Origin of the sequence: Alistipes sp. dk3624 (assembly GCF_009557455.1) — a bacterium.
Lineage (GTDB): Bacteria > Bacteroidota > Bacteroidia > Bacteroidales > Rikenellaceae > Alistipes_A > Alistipes_A hominis.
The window spans coordinates 2,637,142-2,654,374 of the sequence record NZ_CP045651.1 but is presented as its reverse complement, the minus strand read 5'-3'; the positions used below and the strand labels follow the sequence as shown (position 1 = coordinate 2,654,374).

17 protein-coding genes are annotated in these 17,233 nt (G+C 55.3%); 7 read left to right on the top strand and 10 right to left on the bottom strand.

Annotation, left to right across the window (positions count from 1 at the left end; all coding sequences use genetic code 11):
* Nucleotides 1-300 precede the first annotated feature (300 nt).
* The 7 genes from tsf to GFH31_RS11305 all read right to left on the bottom strand — a co-directional run bounded on the left by tsf (nucleotide 301) and on the right by GFH31_RS11305 (nucleotide 6,721).
* The gene (gene tsf / locus GFH31_RS11335; protein WP_101571136.1) at nucleotides 301-1,119 is read right to left on the bottom strand and encodes a translation elongation factor Ts; all 819 of its coding nucleotides are present in this window, start codon (nucleotides 1,117-1,119) and stop codon (nucleotides 301-303) included.
* 26 nt (nucleotides 1,120-1,145) lie between these two features.
* Nucleotides 1,146-2,006 (bottom strand): 30S ribosomal protein S2, encoded by an 861-nt coding sequence (rpsB, locus tag GFH31_RS11330; RefSeq protein ID WP_153497952.1) that lies wholly within the window; start codon nucleotides 2,004-2,006, stop codon nucleotides 1,146-1,148.
* 168 nt (nucleotides 2,007-2,174) lie between these two features.
* Complete coding sequence (gene rpsI, locus GFH31_RS11325; RefSeq protein ID WP_055203430.1) at nucleotides 2,175-2,561, bottom strand: 30S ribosomal protein S9; 387 nt, start codon at nucleotides 2,559-2,561, stop codon at nucleotides 2,175-2,177.
* A gap of 5 nt (nucleotides 2,562-2,566) precedes the next feature.
* A complete protein-coding gene (gene rplM / locus GFH31_RS11320) occupies nucleotides 2,567-3,022 on the bottom strand; it encodes a 50S ribosomal protein L13 (RefSeq protein ID WP_055201734.1) in 456 nt (151 codons plus the stop codon).
* Nucleotides 3,023-3,357: 335 nt separating this feature from the next.
* Nucleotides 3,358-5,553, bottom strand: coding sequence for a BACON domain-containing protein (locus GFH31_RS11315; protein ID WP_101571139.1), 2,196 nt, complete (start codon nucleotides 5,551-5,553; stop codon nucleotides 3,358-3,360).
* Between the two features lie 171 nt (nucleotides 5,554-5,724).
* On the bottom strand, nucleotides 5,725-6,231 hold the full coding sequence (locus tag GFH31_RS11310; RefSeq protein ID WP_055201738.1) for a flavin reductase family protein: 507 nt from the start codon (nucleotides 6,229-6,231) through the stop codon (nucleotides 5,725-5,727).
* 13 nt (nucleotides 6,232-6,244) lie between these two features.
* Nucleotides 6,245-6,721, bottom strand: coding sequence for a pyridoxamine 5'-phosphate oxidase family protein (locus tag GFH31_RS11305; protein WP_101571619.1), 477 nt, complete (start codon nucleotides 6,719-6,721; stop codon nucleotides 6,245-6,247).
* 260 nt (nucleotides 6,722-6,981) lie between these two features.
* Here GFH31_RS11305 and GFH31_RS11300 point away from each other — a divergent pair, with 260 nt between their 5' ends.
* Both GFH31_RS11300 and GFH31_RS11295 read left to right on the top strand, forming a co-directional pair.
* Nucleotides 6,982-9,024, top strand: coding sequence for a hypothetical protein (locus GFH31_RS11300; RefSeq protein WP_118458478.1), 2,043 nt, complete (start codon nucleotides 6,982-6,984; stop codon nucleotides 9,022-9,024).
* Between the two features lie 195 nt (nucleotides 9,025-9,219).
* Nucleotides 9,220-9,396 (top strand): histone H1, encoded by a 177-nt coding sequence (locus GFH31_RS11295; protein WP_055201742.1) that lies wholly within the window; start codon nucleotides 9,220-9,222, stop codon nucleotides 9,394-9,396.
* A 91-nt stretch (nucleotides 9,397-9,487) separates the two neighbouring features.
* On the opposite strand, the gene GFH31_RS11290 is transcribed toward GFH31_RS11295, so the two are convergent.
* Nucleotides 9,488-10,351, bottom strand: a complete 864-nt coding sequence (locus GFH31_RS11290) for a TIGR01777 family oxidoreductase (protein WP_153497951.1) — start codon at nucleotides 10,349-10,351, stop codon at nucleotides 9,488-9,490.
* The gene (locus tag GFH31_RS11285; protein WP_153497950.1) at nucleotides 10,348-10,779 is read right to left on the bottom strand and encodes a pyrimidine dimer DNA glycosylase/endonuclease V; all 432 of its coding nucleotides are present in this window, start codon (nucleotides 10,777-10,779) and stop codon (nucleotides 10,348-10,350) included. Before GFH31_RS11285 ends, GFH31_RS11290 begins: the two co-directional genes overlap by 4 nt.
* A 50-nt stretch (nucleotides 10,780-10,829) precedes the next feature.
* Here GFH31_RS11285 and GFH31_RS11280 point away from each other — a divergent pair, with 50 nt between their 5' ends.
* The 5 genes from GFH31_RS11280 (at nucleotide 10,830) to GFH31_RS11260 (ending at nucleotide 16,818) form a co-directional block, all read left to right on the top strand.
* Nucleotides 10,830-13,271, top strand: coding sequence for a TonB-dependent receptor (locus tag GFH31_RS11280; protein WP_153497949.1), 2,442 nt, complete (start codon nucleotides 10,830-10,832; stop codon nucleotides 13,269-13,271).
* Nucleotides 13,272-13,343: 72 nt separating this feature from the next.
* Nucleotides 13,344-14,210, top strand: a complete 867-nt coding sequence (locus GFH31_RS11275) for an alpha/beta hydrolase (RefSeq protein ID WP_055201748.1) — start codon at nucleotides 13,344-13,346, stop codon at nucleotides 14,208-14,210.
* A gap of 22 nt (nucleotides 14,211-14,232) precedes the next feature.
* Entirely contained in the window at nucleotides 14,233-15,123 is an 891-nt protein-coding gene (locus GFH31_RS11270) for an alpha/beta hydrolase (RefSeq protein WP_153497948.1), read from the top strand.
* Between the two features lie 135 nt (nucleotides 15,124-15,258).
* The gene (locus GFH31_RS11265; protein ID WP_055201750.1) at nucleotides 15,259-16,233 is read left to right on the top strand and encodes a deoxyhypusine synthase family protein; all 975 of its coding nucleotides are present in this window, start codon (nucleotides 15,259-15,261) and stop codon (nucleotides 16,231-16,233) included.
* Between the two features lie 417 nt (nucleotides 16,234-16,650).
* A complete protein-coding gene (locus GFH31_RS11260; RefSeq protein ID WP_153497947.1) occupies nucleotides 16,651-16,818 on the top strand; it encodes a hypothetical protein in 168 nt (55 codons plus the stop codon).
* Nucleotides 16,819-16,883: 65 nt separating this feature from the next.
* Here the strand turns inward: GFH31_RS11260 and trxA are convergent, their stop codons facing one another.
* Nucleotides 16,884-17,198: a thioredoxin gene (trxA, locus tag GFH31_RS11255; RefSeq protein ID WP_101571152.1), complete on the bottom strand. Its 315-nt coding sequence runs from the start codon at nucleotides 17,196-17,198 to the stop codon at nucleotides 16,884-16,886.
* Between the last annotated feature and the right edge of the window lie 35 nt (nucleotides 17,199-17,233).

Here is a 17,233-nt window from a genome sequence, read left to right as displayed (position 1 = left end):
CAAAGTTAAACTTTTTTTTTTAATCCGGCAATAACTTGTATTATTATTTTACCCGCCGAAATAAAAATAGCGAGACTTTCCCCTGGTTCATTCATTCAACCAAATTCCCTATTCTTTCCGATAAAATCGGACTATAAAACCGCCTTTTTCACGAAACCGATCGCAAAATACGGGGTCTTCTTTCGGACAAAAATAATTCATTATTCGAAACGGACAACAAAAATATGCATTTTTGTCATCAAAAAAATACGGCCGGACACCGATCGGTGTCCGGCCGTACATGAAATCCCGCCGAAACGATTAATCGTTCAGCGAAAAACGTTTGTAAGCGACGACCGTAGCCTGCGGATCGTCCTGTTTGATATAAGCGCCCACCGACAACTTGTTGTTCTTCACCAGCGGCTGGCTCAACAACGTATTTTCGGTCAGGAACTTATTCACCTTTCCTTCGGCGATCTTATCCAACATGGCCTCGGGCTTTCCGTCCAGACGGGCCTGTTCGCGGCCGATCGAACGTTCGTGCTCGATCACCGCCGGATCGCAATCCTCCCGGCTGATCGAAATCGGAGCCATAGCCGCAGCCTGCATGGCAACGTCCTTGGCGACTTCCATCCCGATCTCCTTGTTGAACCCGATCAACGTACCCAGCTTGTGGTTCGTATGAATGTAGGTTACGCACATCGGAGCTTCGATCTTCGCGTAGTAAACCAGTTCCACCTTCTCGCCGGTCTGGCCCGATTTCTCGGTCACTTTGTCGGCAACGGTGCGTCCGTCGGCAGCCACGGCGTTCAGCGCCTCCAAATCGGCGGCATCGGCGGCAATGGCTATATCCAGTATTTCATTGGCGGTCGCCGAAAACTCGGAGTTCTTCGCCACGAAGTCGGTCTCACAGGCAAGGCAAAGCATATACCCTTTCTGACCCACGATTTTGGAAACGACCACCCCCTCGGTAGCCGAACGGTCGGCGCGCTTGGCGGCAACCAACTTTCCACGCTCGCGGATAATATCCTGCGCTTTGTCGTAATCGCCATCGGCTTCGATCAATGCCTTTTTGCAGTCCATCATACCTGCACCGGTCATTTTACGAAGTTTGGCGACATCAGCAGCTTTTATTTCCATGATCTTCTGTTTTTATTAAAATGTCATTACTCGGCGGCGGCCTCTTCGGCAGGAGCTTCCGCAGCTCCGCTTTCGGCAGCGACTTCTTCGGCTGGAACTTCCGCTTTCGCAGCTTCGGCTCTGGCTACTTTCCGGATACGCGGCTTAGCCTCTTTTTCCTCTTTTTTCGGAGCCTCGGCAGCCTCTTTTTCCTTTTCCAGCTTGCGTTCGGTCAGCCCCTCTGCAATGGCGCCGACAACGGCATCCAGCACTACGGCAATGGATTTGGTCGCGTCGTCGTTGGCGGGAATCACATAATCGATATCTGTCGGATCACAACAAGTATCAACCATTGCAAATACGGGGATGTTCAAACGTTTCGCCTCTTTCACGGCATTGGCTTCCTTCTGGATGTCGACCACGAAAATAGCCGCCGGAAGACGGGTCAGATCGGCGATCGAACCGAGGTTCTTTTCGAGTTTGGCGCGCTGACGGCTGATCTGCAACTTTTCGCGTTTGGAGAAGTTGTTGTAGGTTCCGTCGGCAGTGAATTTATCGATGGTAGCCATCTTCTTGACGGCTTTACGTATAGTGGGGAAGTTTGTAAGCATACCGCCCGGCCAACGCTCGGTGACGTAAGGCATGTTGACGGTCGATACTTTTTCTGCGACAATCTCCTTGGCCTGCTTTTTCGTAGCGACGAAAAGCACGCGGCGACCGCTTTTGACGATCTGCTTCAGGGCTGCGGCAGCCTCATCGACCTTTACCACCGTTTTGTGCAGGTCGATGATGTGAATCCCGTTTTTCTCCATGAAAATATAAGGAGCCATTTTGGGATTCCATTTTCTTTTCAGGTGACCGAAGTGGGCTCCGGCTTCCAACAATTGATTAAAATCAGTTCTTGACATTGTTTTCTGATCGTTAATAAATCTCTGATTAAAATTCTCTTTACATCAACCGCGGCGGTAGTGTCCTGGACAATCCCCGCGGTTTTCCGCAGACGGGCAATAACAGAGTAGTACGAAAATCGCAGTCTCCGGTATTTGTTCCCGTTCTGTGCCCGGTGAACGCAGTGATTAACGTTTACTGAACTGGAACTTGCGACGTGCTCCGGGTTGTCCGGGTTTCTTACGTTCAACCTCGCGCGGGTCGCGCGTCATGAAACCGTTCTTCTTGAGGATCGGTCGCATCTCCGCATCGATTTCGCAGAGTGCACGGGCGATCCCGAGACGGGCGGCTTCGGCCTGACCCTTGATTCCGCCGCCATCCAGATTGATCGTGATGTCGAAATTTTCGGTATTGTCGGTAACCAGCAACGGCTGTTTTACGACATACTGGAAAATTTCCAACGGAAAATAGGTAGCCAGCGGCTTCGAATTGATCGTAATGTTGCCTTTTCCGGGTTTCACGTAAACGCGAGCTACAGCAGCTTTTCTACGTCCAACGCTGTTTACAACTTCCATACTCATTACTTAATCTCGTTTAAATTGATTGTTCTCGGAGCTTGAGCGGCGTGCGGATGCTCGCCGCCTGCATACACCTTCAGGTTGCGCATCTGCGCAGCCCCCAGACGCGTGCGGGGCAACATGCCTTTCACGGCTTTCTCGATAATGAATTCGGGATTTTTTTTGAGATATTCGGCAGGCGTGGTCAACCGAATGCCTCCCGGATAGCCCGAATGACGGACATACTCCTTGTCCGTGAGCTTCTTCCCGGTCAGTCTCACCTTCTCGGCGTTGATGATGATGACATTGTCACCGCAGTCAACGTGAGGAGTGAAACTCGGCTTGTCTTTTCCGCGCAGGATTTTGGCTACCTGGGCGGCAAGACGTCCCAATACCGCGTTCGTTGCGTCGATCAAAACCCATTCCTTGGTGACGGTCGCAGCGTTGGCGGAGATTGTCTTGTAGCTTAGTGACTCCACTGTTTTTAAGGTTTAAAAAATTAATACTTGTTTAATTATGTGATCCGTGCCCGCTTTTACGGGCTTGCAAAGATAGTGATTTTTCCGAAAACAAAAAAATATTCGCATTTCTTCCGGGCGATTGCCCGATTTCCGCCGCAGAGGATTCGTCCCGTTCGTTTTTATGCACGGATTTTTCCCGTCCGGCGCAGGCCTGGACAGGGGCGCACCCTACGGAATCGCACCAAAAGCGCACCCGTTTTTTCGGAATTTCCCCGGCAGGCGATCCGAATAAAAGGGAAGAGGAGATTATCCCGACGGACAACCTCCTCTTCGTTAGGAATTACGAACGTATGCTATTTCTCGGGGAACGCATACAATCCTTTCGTACCTTCTCCACGTTTATAGGAGATGTAAGATTTCGCCTTCACCGTACCGGTAGCCGCATCGACGGCATAACGCACGCCAGAAGCGCCGGCCCACAGGTAGTACGAATCTACCGGCAGCGGATCGGCTACGGTAAACCGAACGCCGTCGGTCGATGTGAGCGTCCCGATTTCGCGGTCGGCGGTCACGTAAGTCGCAACATATTCGCTGCTGCCCGCATGGTATTTCACGTCGATTTCGGCAGGAGCGTCTTCGGTGAACGCGTAGCCTACGCTCTGCTGTCCGGAAGCCGGCCAGTTGTCGCCGCCGGCGTATTTAACCGACACCACATTGTCGCCGTCCATATAATAAGCGTACACGGCTCCGTCTTTCCCGACCAGCGAAACGGGGGTCGAGCTCGTCCATACGGTAGCTTTTCCGTCGGCCGACCAGCCCGAACCGTTCCACGATTCCCAATCGCCGCCGGCTATTTTACACCGGGTTACGCAAATACCCTTATCACCGGCCTTATCGAAAGTCACGTAATAATAACCGTCGAATGTCGTGATATTGAAATTGGAAGCGACCGTATAATCGCCGAGCCATTTCTTGCTGAGAGCCGCGAAAGATTCGTCGGCCTGATCTTTCCACGTTTTGCCCAGGTCGGTGGAAGTTTTGCAGGCCACCTGTCCCGAACCGTTCACCTTCGTGTCGTAAACGCAATAGAATTCGGGGAAATTAGCAGTCATTTCCTCTTTTCCGCACCAAGCCCCTTTGACGAACTCTTCATTCGCCTTACCCCACGACCAGTATTGCGGGTTATTGATATCGATATCGGTGGCTTCCAGCGAAAGCATATATTCGCCCGGAGCTACGGTCTTGCCGCTCGGCAGCATATCGTAGTGCTTACCTTCGGTGTACGGAATCGTATTGGTAATGATCGGATCACCGGCCAGCGTCGTGTTGTAATCGGTATCCCAACGGTACAACTTGAAGACCATTTTGCTAGTACTTCCCCAACCTTCCCCACGGATAGACTGCTTCATATTGCTAGCAGGCAGATCCAGCACGAAATGCACGTATAAGGTTCCCTTTCTGAACTCTCCGCCAGTAACGCCTGAGTTGGCAGCCCACAATTCAGCCTGCGAAGCGCTCAACTTATAAGGATAAGTATAAAGCCCTATCAGGTTGCCGCTCTTTTCGAATACCGAAGGATTGGAATACGTCGCTGCATCCCCTTTATAAATAAAGGCTCCGTTTTCAACGCCCAGTTCGGTCTGTTGGATCGTAATGGTTCGCACCATCGTGTCGGCCGTCAGCGTGAATACGGCGGTACGTGCCTTGGTAAGCGCTTCCTCAACCGAGAAGACCAACTCATATTCGCCTTTTTCTCCTTCCGGACCGGTCCCGGTCAACTTACACCAAGCAGTCGCTTCCTCCTGCGTCAATTTCCACGCAGCGCTCGATACCAGCGAAACGGTCACCTCCTGTTTCTTCCCGTCGATTTCGGAAAGCGCCGGATCTACGACAAGGGTCGGGCCGGGATTCTGCGAAATATCGATCTGCTCGTAAGCCCCCAGCGCCGTGTTGGTCAGCGTAATGCTCGTTTCGCGCGGGAGAAGCCCCGTCCGGTAAGTTTCGATCTTGAAATAGAGCGTGTCTTTCACCGGCTCGGCCTTCGATTCCACCTGCGAAATCCACTCCTGCGCTTCCGCCGAGATATTCACCTTGTACTCGACGTTGCTGACCAACGGCACTTCGATGATCTGCTCTTCATAAGACAGATCCTTGAACTCGTGAACCTCGGCCGCCAGTTCGTTCTTCGCCGGCATCGTAACCTTGTAAACTTTCGAAGCGGAACCGGAATGCACCACGACGTCGACCGTACGATCCTCGAAAGTCTCGTTCTGGGCAGCCGTAATGGTAATTTCATTGTCTCCTGCGCCGCCGCTCATCGGAGATACGGTGCACCAATCTTTTTGAATCGCCCCTTCCGGATAGTCGATGGAAATGGACCATCCTTTGGTCGCCGTAAATTTCACTGCTGTGGACCCGCCTGCAATCGGGAAGGACACTTCAGGCGCGCCCCACGTTCCGATCGCCGCAGATTCCCATTCAGGATCGTCACATTGCCAGAAAGCCGTAGCCCCCAAGACGAATAAAGCCGCATACAAAAGTTTTTTCATAATAATCAAGTAGTTTTTTAATCGTTAAAGTTGACTTTTGGTTAAACAATTCGTTTCTGTCTGTAAATTTATCTTTTTTTATTTAATAAACCAAACAAATAAGCGTAAAAACAACACTTTTTCCGGGAACGGGGATTCGTGCGAAGCCGGCGAAAACAGCGGACGGACGGCTTACTTGATCCAACTGTCCACGATCTCGGCCACGTACAACCGATGGTCTCCGCCCTGGGACCCTCCGTACCACTTCCGGTAAATACTCTTATCGATAAACCGCTCCTCGGCGGTTATCCCGGTGTACAGTTTCCGGCACTCCAGCGTCAGGCGGGACTGCTCGAAGGTGACGTTTCCCAACGGCGTAACGAACGGGACGAGCCCCGCTTCCTTCACTTTATCGGTATCGCGCCCGGAACGGGAACCGCAAACTTTATACGCTTCCCGGTACTCCTCGCACAAGAACGACAGCGTAAAACAGTCGCAGCGTTCGATAAATTCGAACGTATACCGTTCCGGACGAACGAATACGAACACCACGGGCTTATTCCACAGATACCCCACCCCGCCCCACGAGGCGGTCATGGTGTTGAAACGGGACGCATCGCCAGCCGTGACGAGCATCCATTCTCTGCCGATCAGCGAAATAAAATTTTCGGTAATCCAGGCGGGATCGATTTTTTCCATAGACGATCAGATTTTATTTATGCAGTTCTTTATGTTTTCCGGACAGGTGCTCGATATCCAGCCTCAGAATCTCGGTCCGGTGAAACGATCCGGCGATATATTTAGCCGCGATATCCTTAAAATCGGCGCTGTATTTATCCACCAGCAGATCGAGGGCCGACAGCCGTTCCGATTCGGGCAGCGAGCAGGCGACCGTTCCGAACGCCATCACGCTCCGGTACTCGGTAGTGAACCCTTCCGGAATGATCCGGGTATGCCCGACGACGCAGAAACACGCCCGATTGTTCGCCCGGACGCACTCCAGTTTGTACCCTTCGGGCGCGCAATGAAAATAGACGCTTTTTCCCGACAGCGCATAGCTGATCGGGATTCCGTAACCGTAACCGTTCGTTCCGCACAGCGACAGAAAACCGTATTCGCCTCGGGCCAGCAATTCCCAGGCCCGCCCGTCGTCCCAAACACGGTCTTTTCTTCTGATTTCTCTAAACAATCCTCCCATAAATCCGACATTTAATGAAACATCCGGCTTCCTTGTTTGTGCAAGTTTAAACATACTTGTTCTAAATCCGATATCTTTGGGGGAATTTTTTTGAAGAATCCCCAAAAAATCCGTCCCGGAAATCGCAAAAAACGCCGATCTGCATCTTCCGTTTTTCGCACTCGCAATAAATCATTATCTTTAAAGCGCGGAAACGCCGGCAGGTCGAATCTGCCTATTTTGATATTATTAACCGATAACTTAACCGCAAGATGAAAAAAAACATCTACAAATTGCTGTCGCTTCCGGCATTGTTGCTGGCCCCGGGGCTGCTCGCGGCGGGTAATCCCGCGCAGCAAAGCGCCGCCGACACCGCCGGATACCGGGACATCTATCCCGACACCTGGGTAGCCACCGACGCCGTGGGACGCACGATGCCTTCTTACGAAGAGGTCGGAGCCGTGAAAAACGACCAGCGCCGCATCGTCGGCATCTTCTACATCACCTGGCATACCCAGGGACTGGCCGGACTGAAAAGCCCTTACACGGCCGACGTGACCAAAATCCTCGAAAAAGATCCGAACGCGCGCCTGCAGGCCGACAATCCGTTGTGGACGGAAGGTTCGTACCACTACGCCGAACCGGAAATGGGTTACTTCCTCAGCCAGGACGAATGGGTGATCCGCAAGGACATCTCGATGCTGGCAGACGCCGGCGTGGACGTGATGATCATGGACGTCACCAACGCGGTGCGCTACTGGGACGAATGGGACGTGATCTTCAAAACGATGGAAAAGATGAAGGCCGAAGGCAACAAAGTGCCCAAATTCTGTTTCTGGGCGTTCAACGGCCCGGTCATCACCGTCGTGCAGGATCTCTACGAACGCATCTACGAGAAAAACCAATACCCCGACCTGTGGTTCTACTGGGACGGCAAACCGCTGCTGCTCTATAACGGCACCCCGAAATACGACGCCAACGGACAGGATACGCCGCACCCGAATCTGCACTACGACGAAGACGCCGTGACCAACAAAAACAATCCGCATTACGGAGACCCGTACTATACCGCTAAATATTATACGGATTATTCCGACGACGTGAAAAACTTCTTCACGCTGCGCACGATGTGGTGGGGCTACTACGAATGGGCCAACGAGCGTTTCATCGGAACCGAGGACAACTGGAGCTTCGGATACAACATGGCCGATCCCCGGATCAAAGATATGAAACCCGAGGAACTGCTCTCGACCCATAAGGGCAAACGCGAACAGGCCGCCGTCACGCCGGCCCAGCATCCGGTCACGATGATCGAAGGCGAACGCATGGGAGTCGGCAAATCGTGGTCGAAAAAGTACGGCGAGCCGGAGCTGGACGAACACGACATGCCCAAATCGGCCTATGTGCCCTGGCTCGGGAAAACCGTAAAAGACCCGGTGAACTACGGAATCTATTTCCAGGAACGCTGGGAGGACGCCCTGCAGGCCAACCCCGAATTCCTGTATATCAACGACTGGAACGAATGGACCGCCGGGAAATACCATCCGGGCAAAGGCAAGACCACCGTCTGGCTGAACCGCGACAGCCCGTTCTTCTTCGTCGACCAGTACAACATGGAATTCAACCGGGGCATCCAGCCGATGAAAGGCGGATACACGGATAACTATTACATGCAAATGGCGCAGAACATCCGCCGCTACAAAGGAATCCGTCCGATCCCGGAACTGGCCGGCTACGTAAAAACTAAGATCGACGGCCGGTTCGACGACTGGGCGGGGGCTACCACCGAATACCGCGATACCAAGGGCGACGTTTTCCACCGCGACGCCAAAGGTTACGCGGGAATCCATTACGTCAACAATTCGGGACGCAACGACATCATCACCGCCAAAGTGGCCGTCGACAAGAAGCAGGTGGCGTTCTACGCCGAAACGGCCGACGCGCTGACCCCGTGCACCGACAACAATTGGATGTTGCTGCTGATCGACGCGGACAACGATCCGTCAACGGGATGGTACGGATACGATTACCTGATCAACAAGCGGATCAAAAACGATCAGACCACCACGCTGATGCGTTACGACAGCGCCAAAGGCGACTGGACGGAAGTGGCCGATCTGCCGATGCGCTACGCAGGCAACCAACTGGAAGTTTCCGTTCCGCGCGAATTGCTCGGACTCGGCGGCGACCGTTTCGTGTTCGATTTCAAGTGGAGCGACAACCCGGCCGACCTGAACGATCCGATCTCGCTGTGCCTGAACGGGGACACGGCTCCGAACCGCCGGTTCAACTACCGCTGCATCTGGAGCAGATAGACGGAAAAAAGCTCCCGCCTCAAAAAAGCGGGGGCTTTTCTTTCAAGTATCATTATATTTGTTATATTTGCAGGTGAAAATCAAACGGAAACTCAGCACAGAGGGAACTGCCTTGTCGTCGCTTTGCTTCAAAAAAGTCGAATTCCGGTTGCCTCCATGTATTTCCGAATGTCTAACTATTAATCGTAAAAGCTTATGAAAGAGTTGGTTAACCAGATCAAAGAACAAATTGACGTCTTTATGGCCAATGCAGATCTGCAGGTTGAAAAAAACAACAAAGCAGCCGGAACCCGTGCGCGCAAAGCAGCGCTGGAACTGTCCAAACTGCTGAAAGATTTTCGTAAAGTATCTGTTGAAGAAGCAAAAAAATAGTTTTCGACAACAAATTCGACAAACGGAGCGTCCTCAAAAAGGGATGCTCCGTTTGCTTTCGCTCCCCCCGGACGGGACCCGACACGGACGCTCACTTCTCGGCCGTTTTGCCGAGTTTCGACATAAACGCGGCGATCTCCGGCGCATTGAAAACGAATCCGGCATCCAGCAGTTTCCGGGGAATCGCGCACGGGCCCGAAACCAGCATACCGGAAGCCTCTCCATAAAGCAGCCGGAGCGCCCAACCGGGAACCGCCACGTGTAGACGGGCGGCGTAATGGCGGGTGGCGGCTCGGGCGAACGCCGCATTGGTCAGCCGTTCGGGAGCCGTCAGGTTGATCGCCCCGGCCAGCATATCCGACGAAAGGATAAAAGTCAGCGCACGCACCAGATCGCCGATGTCGATCCATGCAAAAATCTGCGCGCCCGACGCAATACGGACGGCGATCCCTTTGCGAAACGGGAAAGCCATTTTTGCGAAAGCGCCTTCGTCCGGGGCGAGCACTACGCCGAAACGGGCGACCGCCAACCGTATCCCCGGAACCACCCGGCTTGCTTCCCGCTCCCAGCTTTCGCAGAGGTCGGACAGGAAGCCCGTTCCCTTGACCGCCGTGTATTCGTCGTAACAACCCTGGTCGGGGTAATAACCGACAGCGGACGCCGAAACGAAAACCTTCGGCGCGGGATTCATTTCGTTGATTGCGGCCACCAGCTTACGGGTCGTCCCGATCCGGCTGTCGTACAGTTGCTTTTTATAGGCGTCGCTCCACCGCCGGTCGATCGGCGCGCCGGCCAAATTGACCACGGCCCCGCAGCCGGCAAGCGCCGCCGCGAGCGACTCCTGCGACCGGAAAGCCGGACGTCCCAGCGGAACGGCCCGATGCCCCAATCCCGTCAGATAGGCCGTCAGATGCGTACCGATAAACCCGGTTGCTCCCGAAATCGCAATTTTCATCGGATGATCTCCCAAACGGCCACTCCCCCCGTCGTAACCCGGAACAACGGATGCGGCTCGATGCTGCGCACGGCAATCAGCCGCATATAGTTTTTCGGGGAACGGAGTTCCAGCTTTCTTTTTAAATGTTCGAATTCATAATCGAGCTGTCCGCAGGAGACCGTCAGACGGACGACGGCAATGCCGGGCACGACCTTCGTCGCATCGAACCGGTACCCCCTGCACACGGATTCTTCCCAGACGGCTTCGAGATAGCGGTCGATCGCCCGCACCGGGTCTTCCGCCTCCTTGAAACGCGCCAGTTGCGGATGGTTCCGGTAACCGGACGTCCGGCCGCAAAGCACCTCCCGCGCCAGCAACCCTTCGCGCCAGCAGGCCGTCAGACCGGCCGGATCCAGATACTTCGGATGTATCGACCACAATCGCATCGCTTTATCGGAATTAGACGTTATCTTTGCCGGAAACTTCGCACGCCGCAATGAAAAAGCTTTGCCTTTACGGCCTTTTATGGCTGTTTCCGATCGTTCTATGCGCCACAACTTATGCCCAGACAAAACCGATGCCGAAAACGGGCACCGTCAAGGGCCGCGTGACCGGCAGCGGCGACGACCGGCCGATCGCAGGCATCACCGTGCGGCTCGCGGGCGACACTCTCGCGGGAACGTCGAACGGCAACGGGCTGTTCCTGATCCGCCGCGTCCCGGTGGGATACAACACATTGTATGTCGCCGCCGAAGGATTCCACGCGGTCACCACCGAATCGTTCCTGGTCACGGCATCGGACACCGCCGTGGTAAACATCGCCCTCGACACGATGCAAGTAGCGCTGTCGGAAGTCGTCGTGGCGGTTTCGCCGCTCGCGGCGACGACCGAATCCCCCGTGTCGATGCGGCGGATCGGAACCGAAGAGATCGATATGACGCCCGGCGCGAACCGCGATATCTCGAAAGTGGTGCAATCAGCCCCCGGGGTCATCGCCACGGCCATCCAGCGCAACGACGTGCTCGTACGCGGCGGCGGGGCCAACGAAAACAAATATTACCTCGACGGCATCGAAATCCCGGTGCTGAACCACTTCGCCGTGCAGGGCGGATCGGGCGGCAACGCCTCGCTGGTCAACACCGACCTGCTGCGTTCGGTCAACTTCTACACCGGGGCGTTCCCGGCCGCGTTCGGCAACGGCCTCAGTTCGGTGATGGACATGCGGATGCGCGACGGCAACCCGACGCGGTTCAAAGGCAAACTGATCCTCGGAGCGTCGGATTTCGGGATCAACTTCGATACGCCGGTTTCGAGAAACGGCAAGACCACGCTGCTGGCCTCCTATCGTCGCAGCTACCTGCAAATGCTGTTCAGCGTACTCGGCCTGCCCTTCCTGCCGACCTATAACGACTACCAGTTCAAACTGGCCTCGAAACTCGGCGCGTCGGACGAATTTTACCTGATCGGACTCGGATCGTTCGACTACAACCGGCTGAATACCGGACTGAAAGACCCCGACGACGATCAAAAGTACATCCTCGGCTACCTGCCCGAAAACAGGCAGTCAAGCTACGTGTTCGGCGCGGGATACGTGCACCGTTTCCGGGCCGGGCAACTGCGCGTCGTGGTCAGTCGTAACGCTTTTACGAACAAACTCTACAAGCACGAACGCAACGACAAGTCGCTGCCGCGCACGATCGACTACAATACCGAGCAATCGGACAACCGGGTGCGGGCCGAAATCGAATTGCGGTCGGTCGGCGGCTTCCGCTTTACGGGCGGCGTCGGAGGCGGCAGCGGGCACTACGACAATACGACCCGGCGGCCGGCTTACACCGGCGGCCAGCTCCGCACGGAACGGTTCGACAGCCGGCTCTCGTTCGGACGCTACGAACTGTTCGCCACGCTGAGCCGGGAATTTTTCGGGGAACGCTTTTCAGTGCTGCTCGGGCTACGGGCCGACGGAACGACCTATTCTTCCGAAATGCACAACCCGCTGCGACAACTTTCGCCGCGGCTGAACCTCTCTTACAACTTCCGGCCGCAGTGGACGTTCAGCGCTTCGGTCGCGCGATATTACCAGGAACCGCCCTACACGTCGATGGGATACAGGGACAGCACCGGCGTACTGATCAACAAAGCGAACGGACTGCGATACATCGCCTCCGACCATTTCATCGCGGGAATCGCCTTTACGCCCGACGCGCACTCGCGCATTTCGATCGAAGGCTTCTACAAGCGCTACTCGGACTATCCGGTATCGCTGATCGATTCGCTGCCGGTATCGACCGGCGACTTCGCCGACTATACGATCGGGGACGTTCCGGTGCGGTCGGTCGGCAAAGGACGCGCCTACGGGGTCGAACTCTCGTACCGCAACACGAACCTCGCGAACACGGTCGTCAACGTTTCGTACACGTTCCTGCACTCGCAATTCAACCGTCCCGGCGCAGACCTGCGCCCGACGGACGAGTACGTCTCCTCCGATTGGGACGTGCGGCACATCCTGAACGTCTCGGCGATCCACAAGTTCGGGCGCAACTGGACGCTCGGCGCCAAATGGTATCTGACCGGCGGCAGCCCCTTCACGCCCTACGATTTCGGCCTCTCGTCGCAAACCGGAGCCTGGGACGCCCGACAGCGGCCCTACTACGATTACGCGCTGTACAATTCGCGGCGACTGCAGGCTTTCCATCAGCTCGACGTGCGGGCGGACAAAGTATGGTACTTCGCGAAATGGCGGCTCGGATTCTACGTCGACATTCAGAATCTCTACAACTTCAAAGCGGCCGGACAGGATATCCTGATGCCCGAGACCGACGCTTCGGGGCAATACGTCCCCGATCCGCAGCGCCCCGGACACTACAAAATGAAGACCGTCGCGCACGACATCGGCGGCACCGTACTGCCGACGCTTGGCATCACCGTCGAATTTTAACGTACCGCACGCAAGCGCTTTGACGAACCGTACAAATTAGCTACCTTTGTTAAAATCGGATTTTTAGATACTATGAAAAAACAACTATTGACCGCCGTCGGCGCGCTGCTGTGCGCTCCGGGCGGATTCGCCCAAACACCGCAGGCGCTGCCGCTGTACCCCGACGGGGCCGTGGAAAGCAACGGATTCTCCGCAGCCGACGTCCGGCTGACCGCCACGAACCTCGACAAATGCGCGGAAGCCGATTATTTCGTTTTTCCGGCCGATCCGGCGCAAGCGACCGGACAGGCCGTCGTCATCTGTCCCGGAGGCGGGTATATCTCGCTGGCTTACGGTCACGAAGGACTCGACGTGGCCGAATGGATGAACGAGCACGGGATAACCGCCGTCGTACTGCGTTACCGGATGCCGAACGGGCATCCCGAAATTCCATTGAAAGACGCGCAGACGGCCCTGAAACTGGTGCGGCAGAAGGCCGCCGACTGGCACGTCGACCCGAACCGGGTCGGCATCATGGGATTTTCGGCCGGAGGGCACCTCGCCGCGACCGCAGCCACCCACTTCACCGGCCCGGAAGACCGGCCCGATTTCTCAATCCTGATCTACCCGGTCATCTCGATGGATTCGATCACGCATCAGGGGTCGAAGGACAACCTGTTGGGCACGAACGCCCCGGCGGAGCTGGCCGAGCGCTATTCGAACGAAAAACAGGTTACCGACCAAACGCCGCGGGCATTTATCGCGCTCAGCGACGACGACAACGGCGTACCGCCCGCCAACAGCATCGGTTACTATTCCGCGCTCAAAAAGCACAACGTGCCGGCCGAACTGCACGTTTATCCGAGCGGCGGACACGGATGGGGCTGGCGCGATTCGTTCGAATACCACGACGAACTGCGCGCTTCGCTCGGCCGCTGGCTCGAAGAAATCCGCAAATAAGAATCGCCGAAAGCCCGTTACGATGAAAAAAATGGTATGGCTGGCAGTCCTTCCGCTGCTGTTGTCCGCCGCCGAAAGCCCGGGCCGGACACCCGAACCGAACCGAACGCCCGAAGCGTTGCCGCTCTACCCGAAAGGCGCGCCGGAGAGCAACGGCCTGTCGGCGGACAGCGTCAAAGTATTACCCGACGTGATTTTCGGGGCGGTCGACGCCGACTACCTGGTGCTGCCGGCCGATCCGACGCAGGCGACCGGCCAGGCCGTCGTCATCTGTCCCGGCGGAGGATACGGAGCCATCTGCTTCGATCACGAAGGCTTACAGGTCGCCCGATGGTTTAATACGCAGGGCGTAACGGCCATTGTACTGCGTTACCGGATGCCGAACGGCCACCCCGAAATCCCGCTGAAAGACGCGCAGCAAATGCTGGAATTGGTACGCAAACAGGCCCCGAAATGGCGCGTCGATCCGCACCGGGTCGGCATCATCGGATTCTCGGCCGGAGGACACCTTGCCGCAGCCGCCTCGACGCTGTTCACCGGAGCGGACAACCGTCCCGATTTCACGATCCTGTGTTACGCGGCCACCTCGGACGATCCGGACATCATCGACAAGGAGACCTTCGGCAACCTGATCGGCCCGGACGCTTCCGCCCCGGAGACGTTCCGTTATTCCTGCGAAAAACAGGTGACGGAACGAACGCCGCAGGCATTCATCGCCCTCAGCGACGACGACGACAACGTCCTGCCGGGCAACAGCACCCGCTACTACACGGCGCTGAAAAGCCGCAACGTTCCGGCCGAACTGCACATTTTCCCGACCGGCGGTCACGGCTGGGGCTGGAGCGAATCGTTCCGCTACAAGGACGAACTGCGCGCCGCGCTCGGCCGCTGGCTCGAAGAAATCCGCAAATAAAGAGTTTCCCATATAATTAAGGAATAATTCACGGCGGAATTTCCTACCTTTGCGGAGGTCCGCTGCAACAACAGCGGAAACCCGTGTTCGAGACGACCTAAATAATACGATTACATATTAAACTCAATCAAAAAAATGGAAAAGGGACCTATTTCTCAATTCATTACGCACCACTACCGCCACTTCAACGCGGCTGCACTGATCGACGCCGCCAAAGGATACGAAGCCCACATGCAGGCAGGGGGTAAAATGATGATCACCCTCGGCGGTGCGATGAGTACCGCCGAACTCGGCATCTCGCTGGCCGAAATGATCCGCCAGGACAAAGTGCAGATCATCACCTGCACCGGCGCCAACCTCGAAGAAGACATCATGAACCTCGTCGCCCACTCGCACTACAAACGCGTGCCGCACTACCGCGACCTGACGCCGCAGGACGAATGGGAATTGCTCGAAAACCACATGAACCGCGTGACGGATACCTGCATCCCGGAAGAGGAAGCGTTCCGCCGCCTGCAACAACATATTTTCAAGATATGGAAAGACGCCGACGACAAAGGCGAACGCTACCTGCCGTACGAATTCATGTACAAGCTGCTGCGCAGCGGCGTACTGGAGCAGTACTACGAAATCGACCCGAAGAACAGTTGGATGCTGGCCGCCTGCGAAAAGAACATTCCGATCATCGTTCCGGGATGGGAAGACAGCACGATGGGCAACATCTTCACGTCGTACGTCATCAAAGGCGAACTGAAAGCCTCGACCGTCAAGGGCGGCATCGAAACGATGATCTTCCTGACCGAATGGTACCGCGCCAACAGCGGCGGCAAAGGCGTCGGGTTCTTCCAGATCGCCGGCGGCATTTCGGGCGACTTCCCGATCTGCGTGGTGCCGATGATGTACCAGGATCTCGAATGGGAAGACGTGCCGTTCTGGGCCTACTTCTGCCAGATTTCGGACTCGACGACCTCGTACGGATCATATTCGGGCGCCGTTCCGAACGAAAAGATCACCTGGGGCAAACTCGCTCCGGACACCCCGAAATTCATCGTCGAGTCGGACGCTACGATCGTGGCCCCGCTGATTTTCGCATACGTGCTGGGCTGGTAATTCCGCGCGCAATCGATTTCACAAAGCGGCCGGAACCTGCCGGCAATACACAGAAGCCTGGAGACATTGTAAATACGGTCTCCAGGCTTTGTCGTCGTATATTCCCCTCTGTTCCATCATCCGATATCAATCATCTTCTCCCGACAACAATCAGCGGAGCGCCTCGCTACCTGTATAAATCGGGGGAATTGAAGACGACGGTTTACGGTCACAAGAAGAAAAAGAACGGGGGCTTCGATTCGGCGTCGGATAAAGAATTTCGTTTCGACGACTACGTTACGACCGTTTCCGGAAACAAAGCCCGTAGGTGGTTCAATGCCGGTACAGTGTATCTATACTTTGCCGGTAGACGACCCATACAAGAAAGGTTATGTGTATTGTACGGGTGTGGTTATCACCAAAAAAGACCGTGTCGGCATGGCATTGAAGATGTACTTTACCGACAGCGGAAAGAAAAAGGAATCCCGCTATCTCCGTTCGCTGCGCAAAAAGATATGGTACCGCAACGACGAATGGAAATACGATGCGGACATCGTCGCACGTACGGCTCAAAAATACTACGGAGAAAATACGTTCGGCGGATAGGAGATCGCACAAAACAAACGATAGGGAGAGTCGCCCCCCTATCGCCATGAAAACAGAATACGAGTTTACAGAAGTTTTGCGATTTTCTCCGCGAATACGTTTTTCGGAGCCGCGCCGATCTGCTTGTCGACGATCTGCCCGTTCTTGATGAACAAAATCGTCGGGATGTTGCGGACGGCATACTGCACGGCGATCGCATTGTTCGAATCGACGTCGCATTTGCCGATCGTCACTCTGCCTTCGTATTCGCCGGCCAGTTCGTCGATGATCGGAGCGACCATCCGGCAGGGGCCGCACCATTCGGCCCAGAAATCGATTACCAGCGGCTTGCCCGAATCGAGCAATCCCTGCAGATTTTCGGATGTGATAGTAAGTGCCATAATTTCGGTATTTTTAAAGTTTATGTTTCACTGTG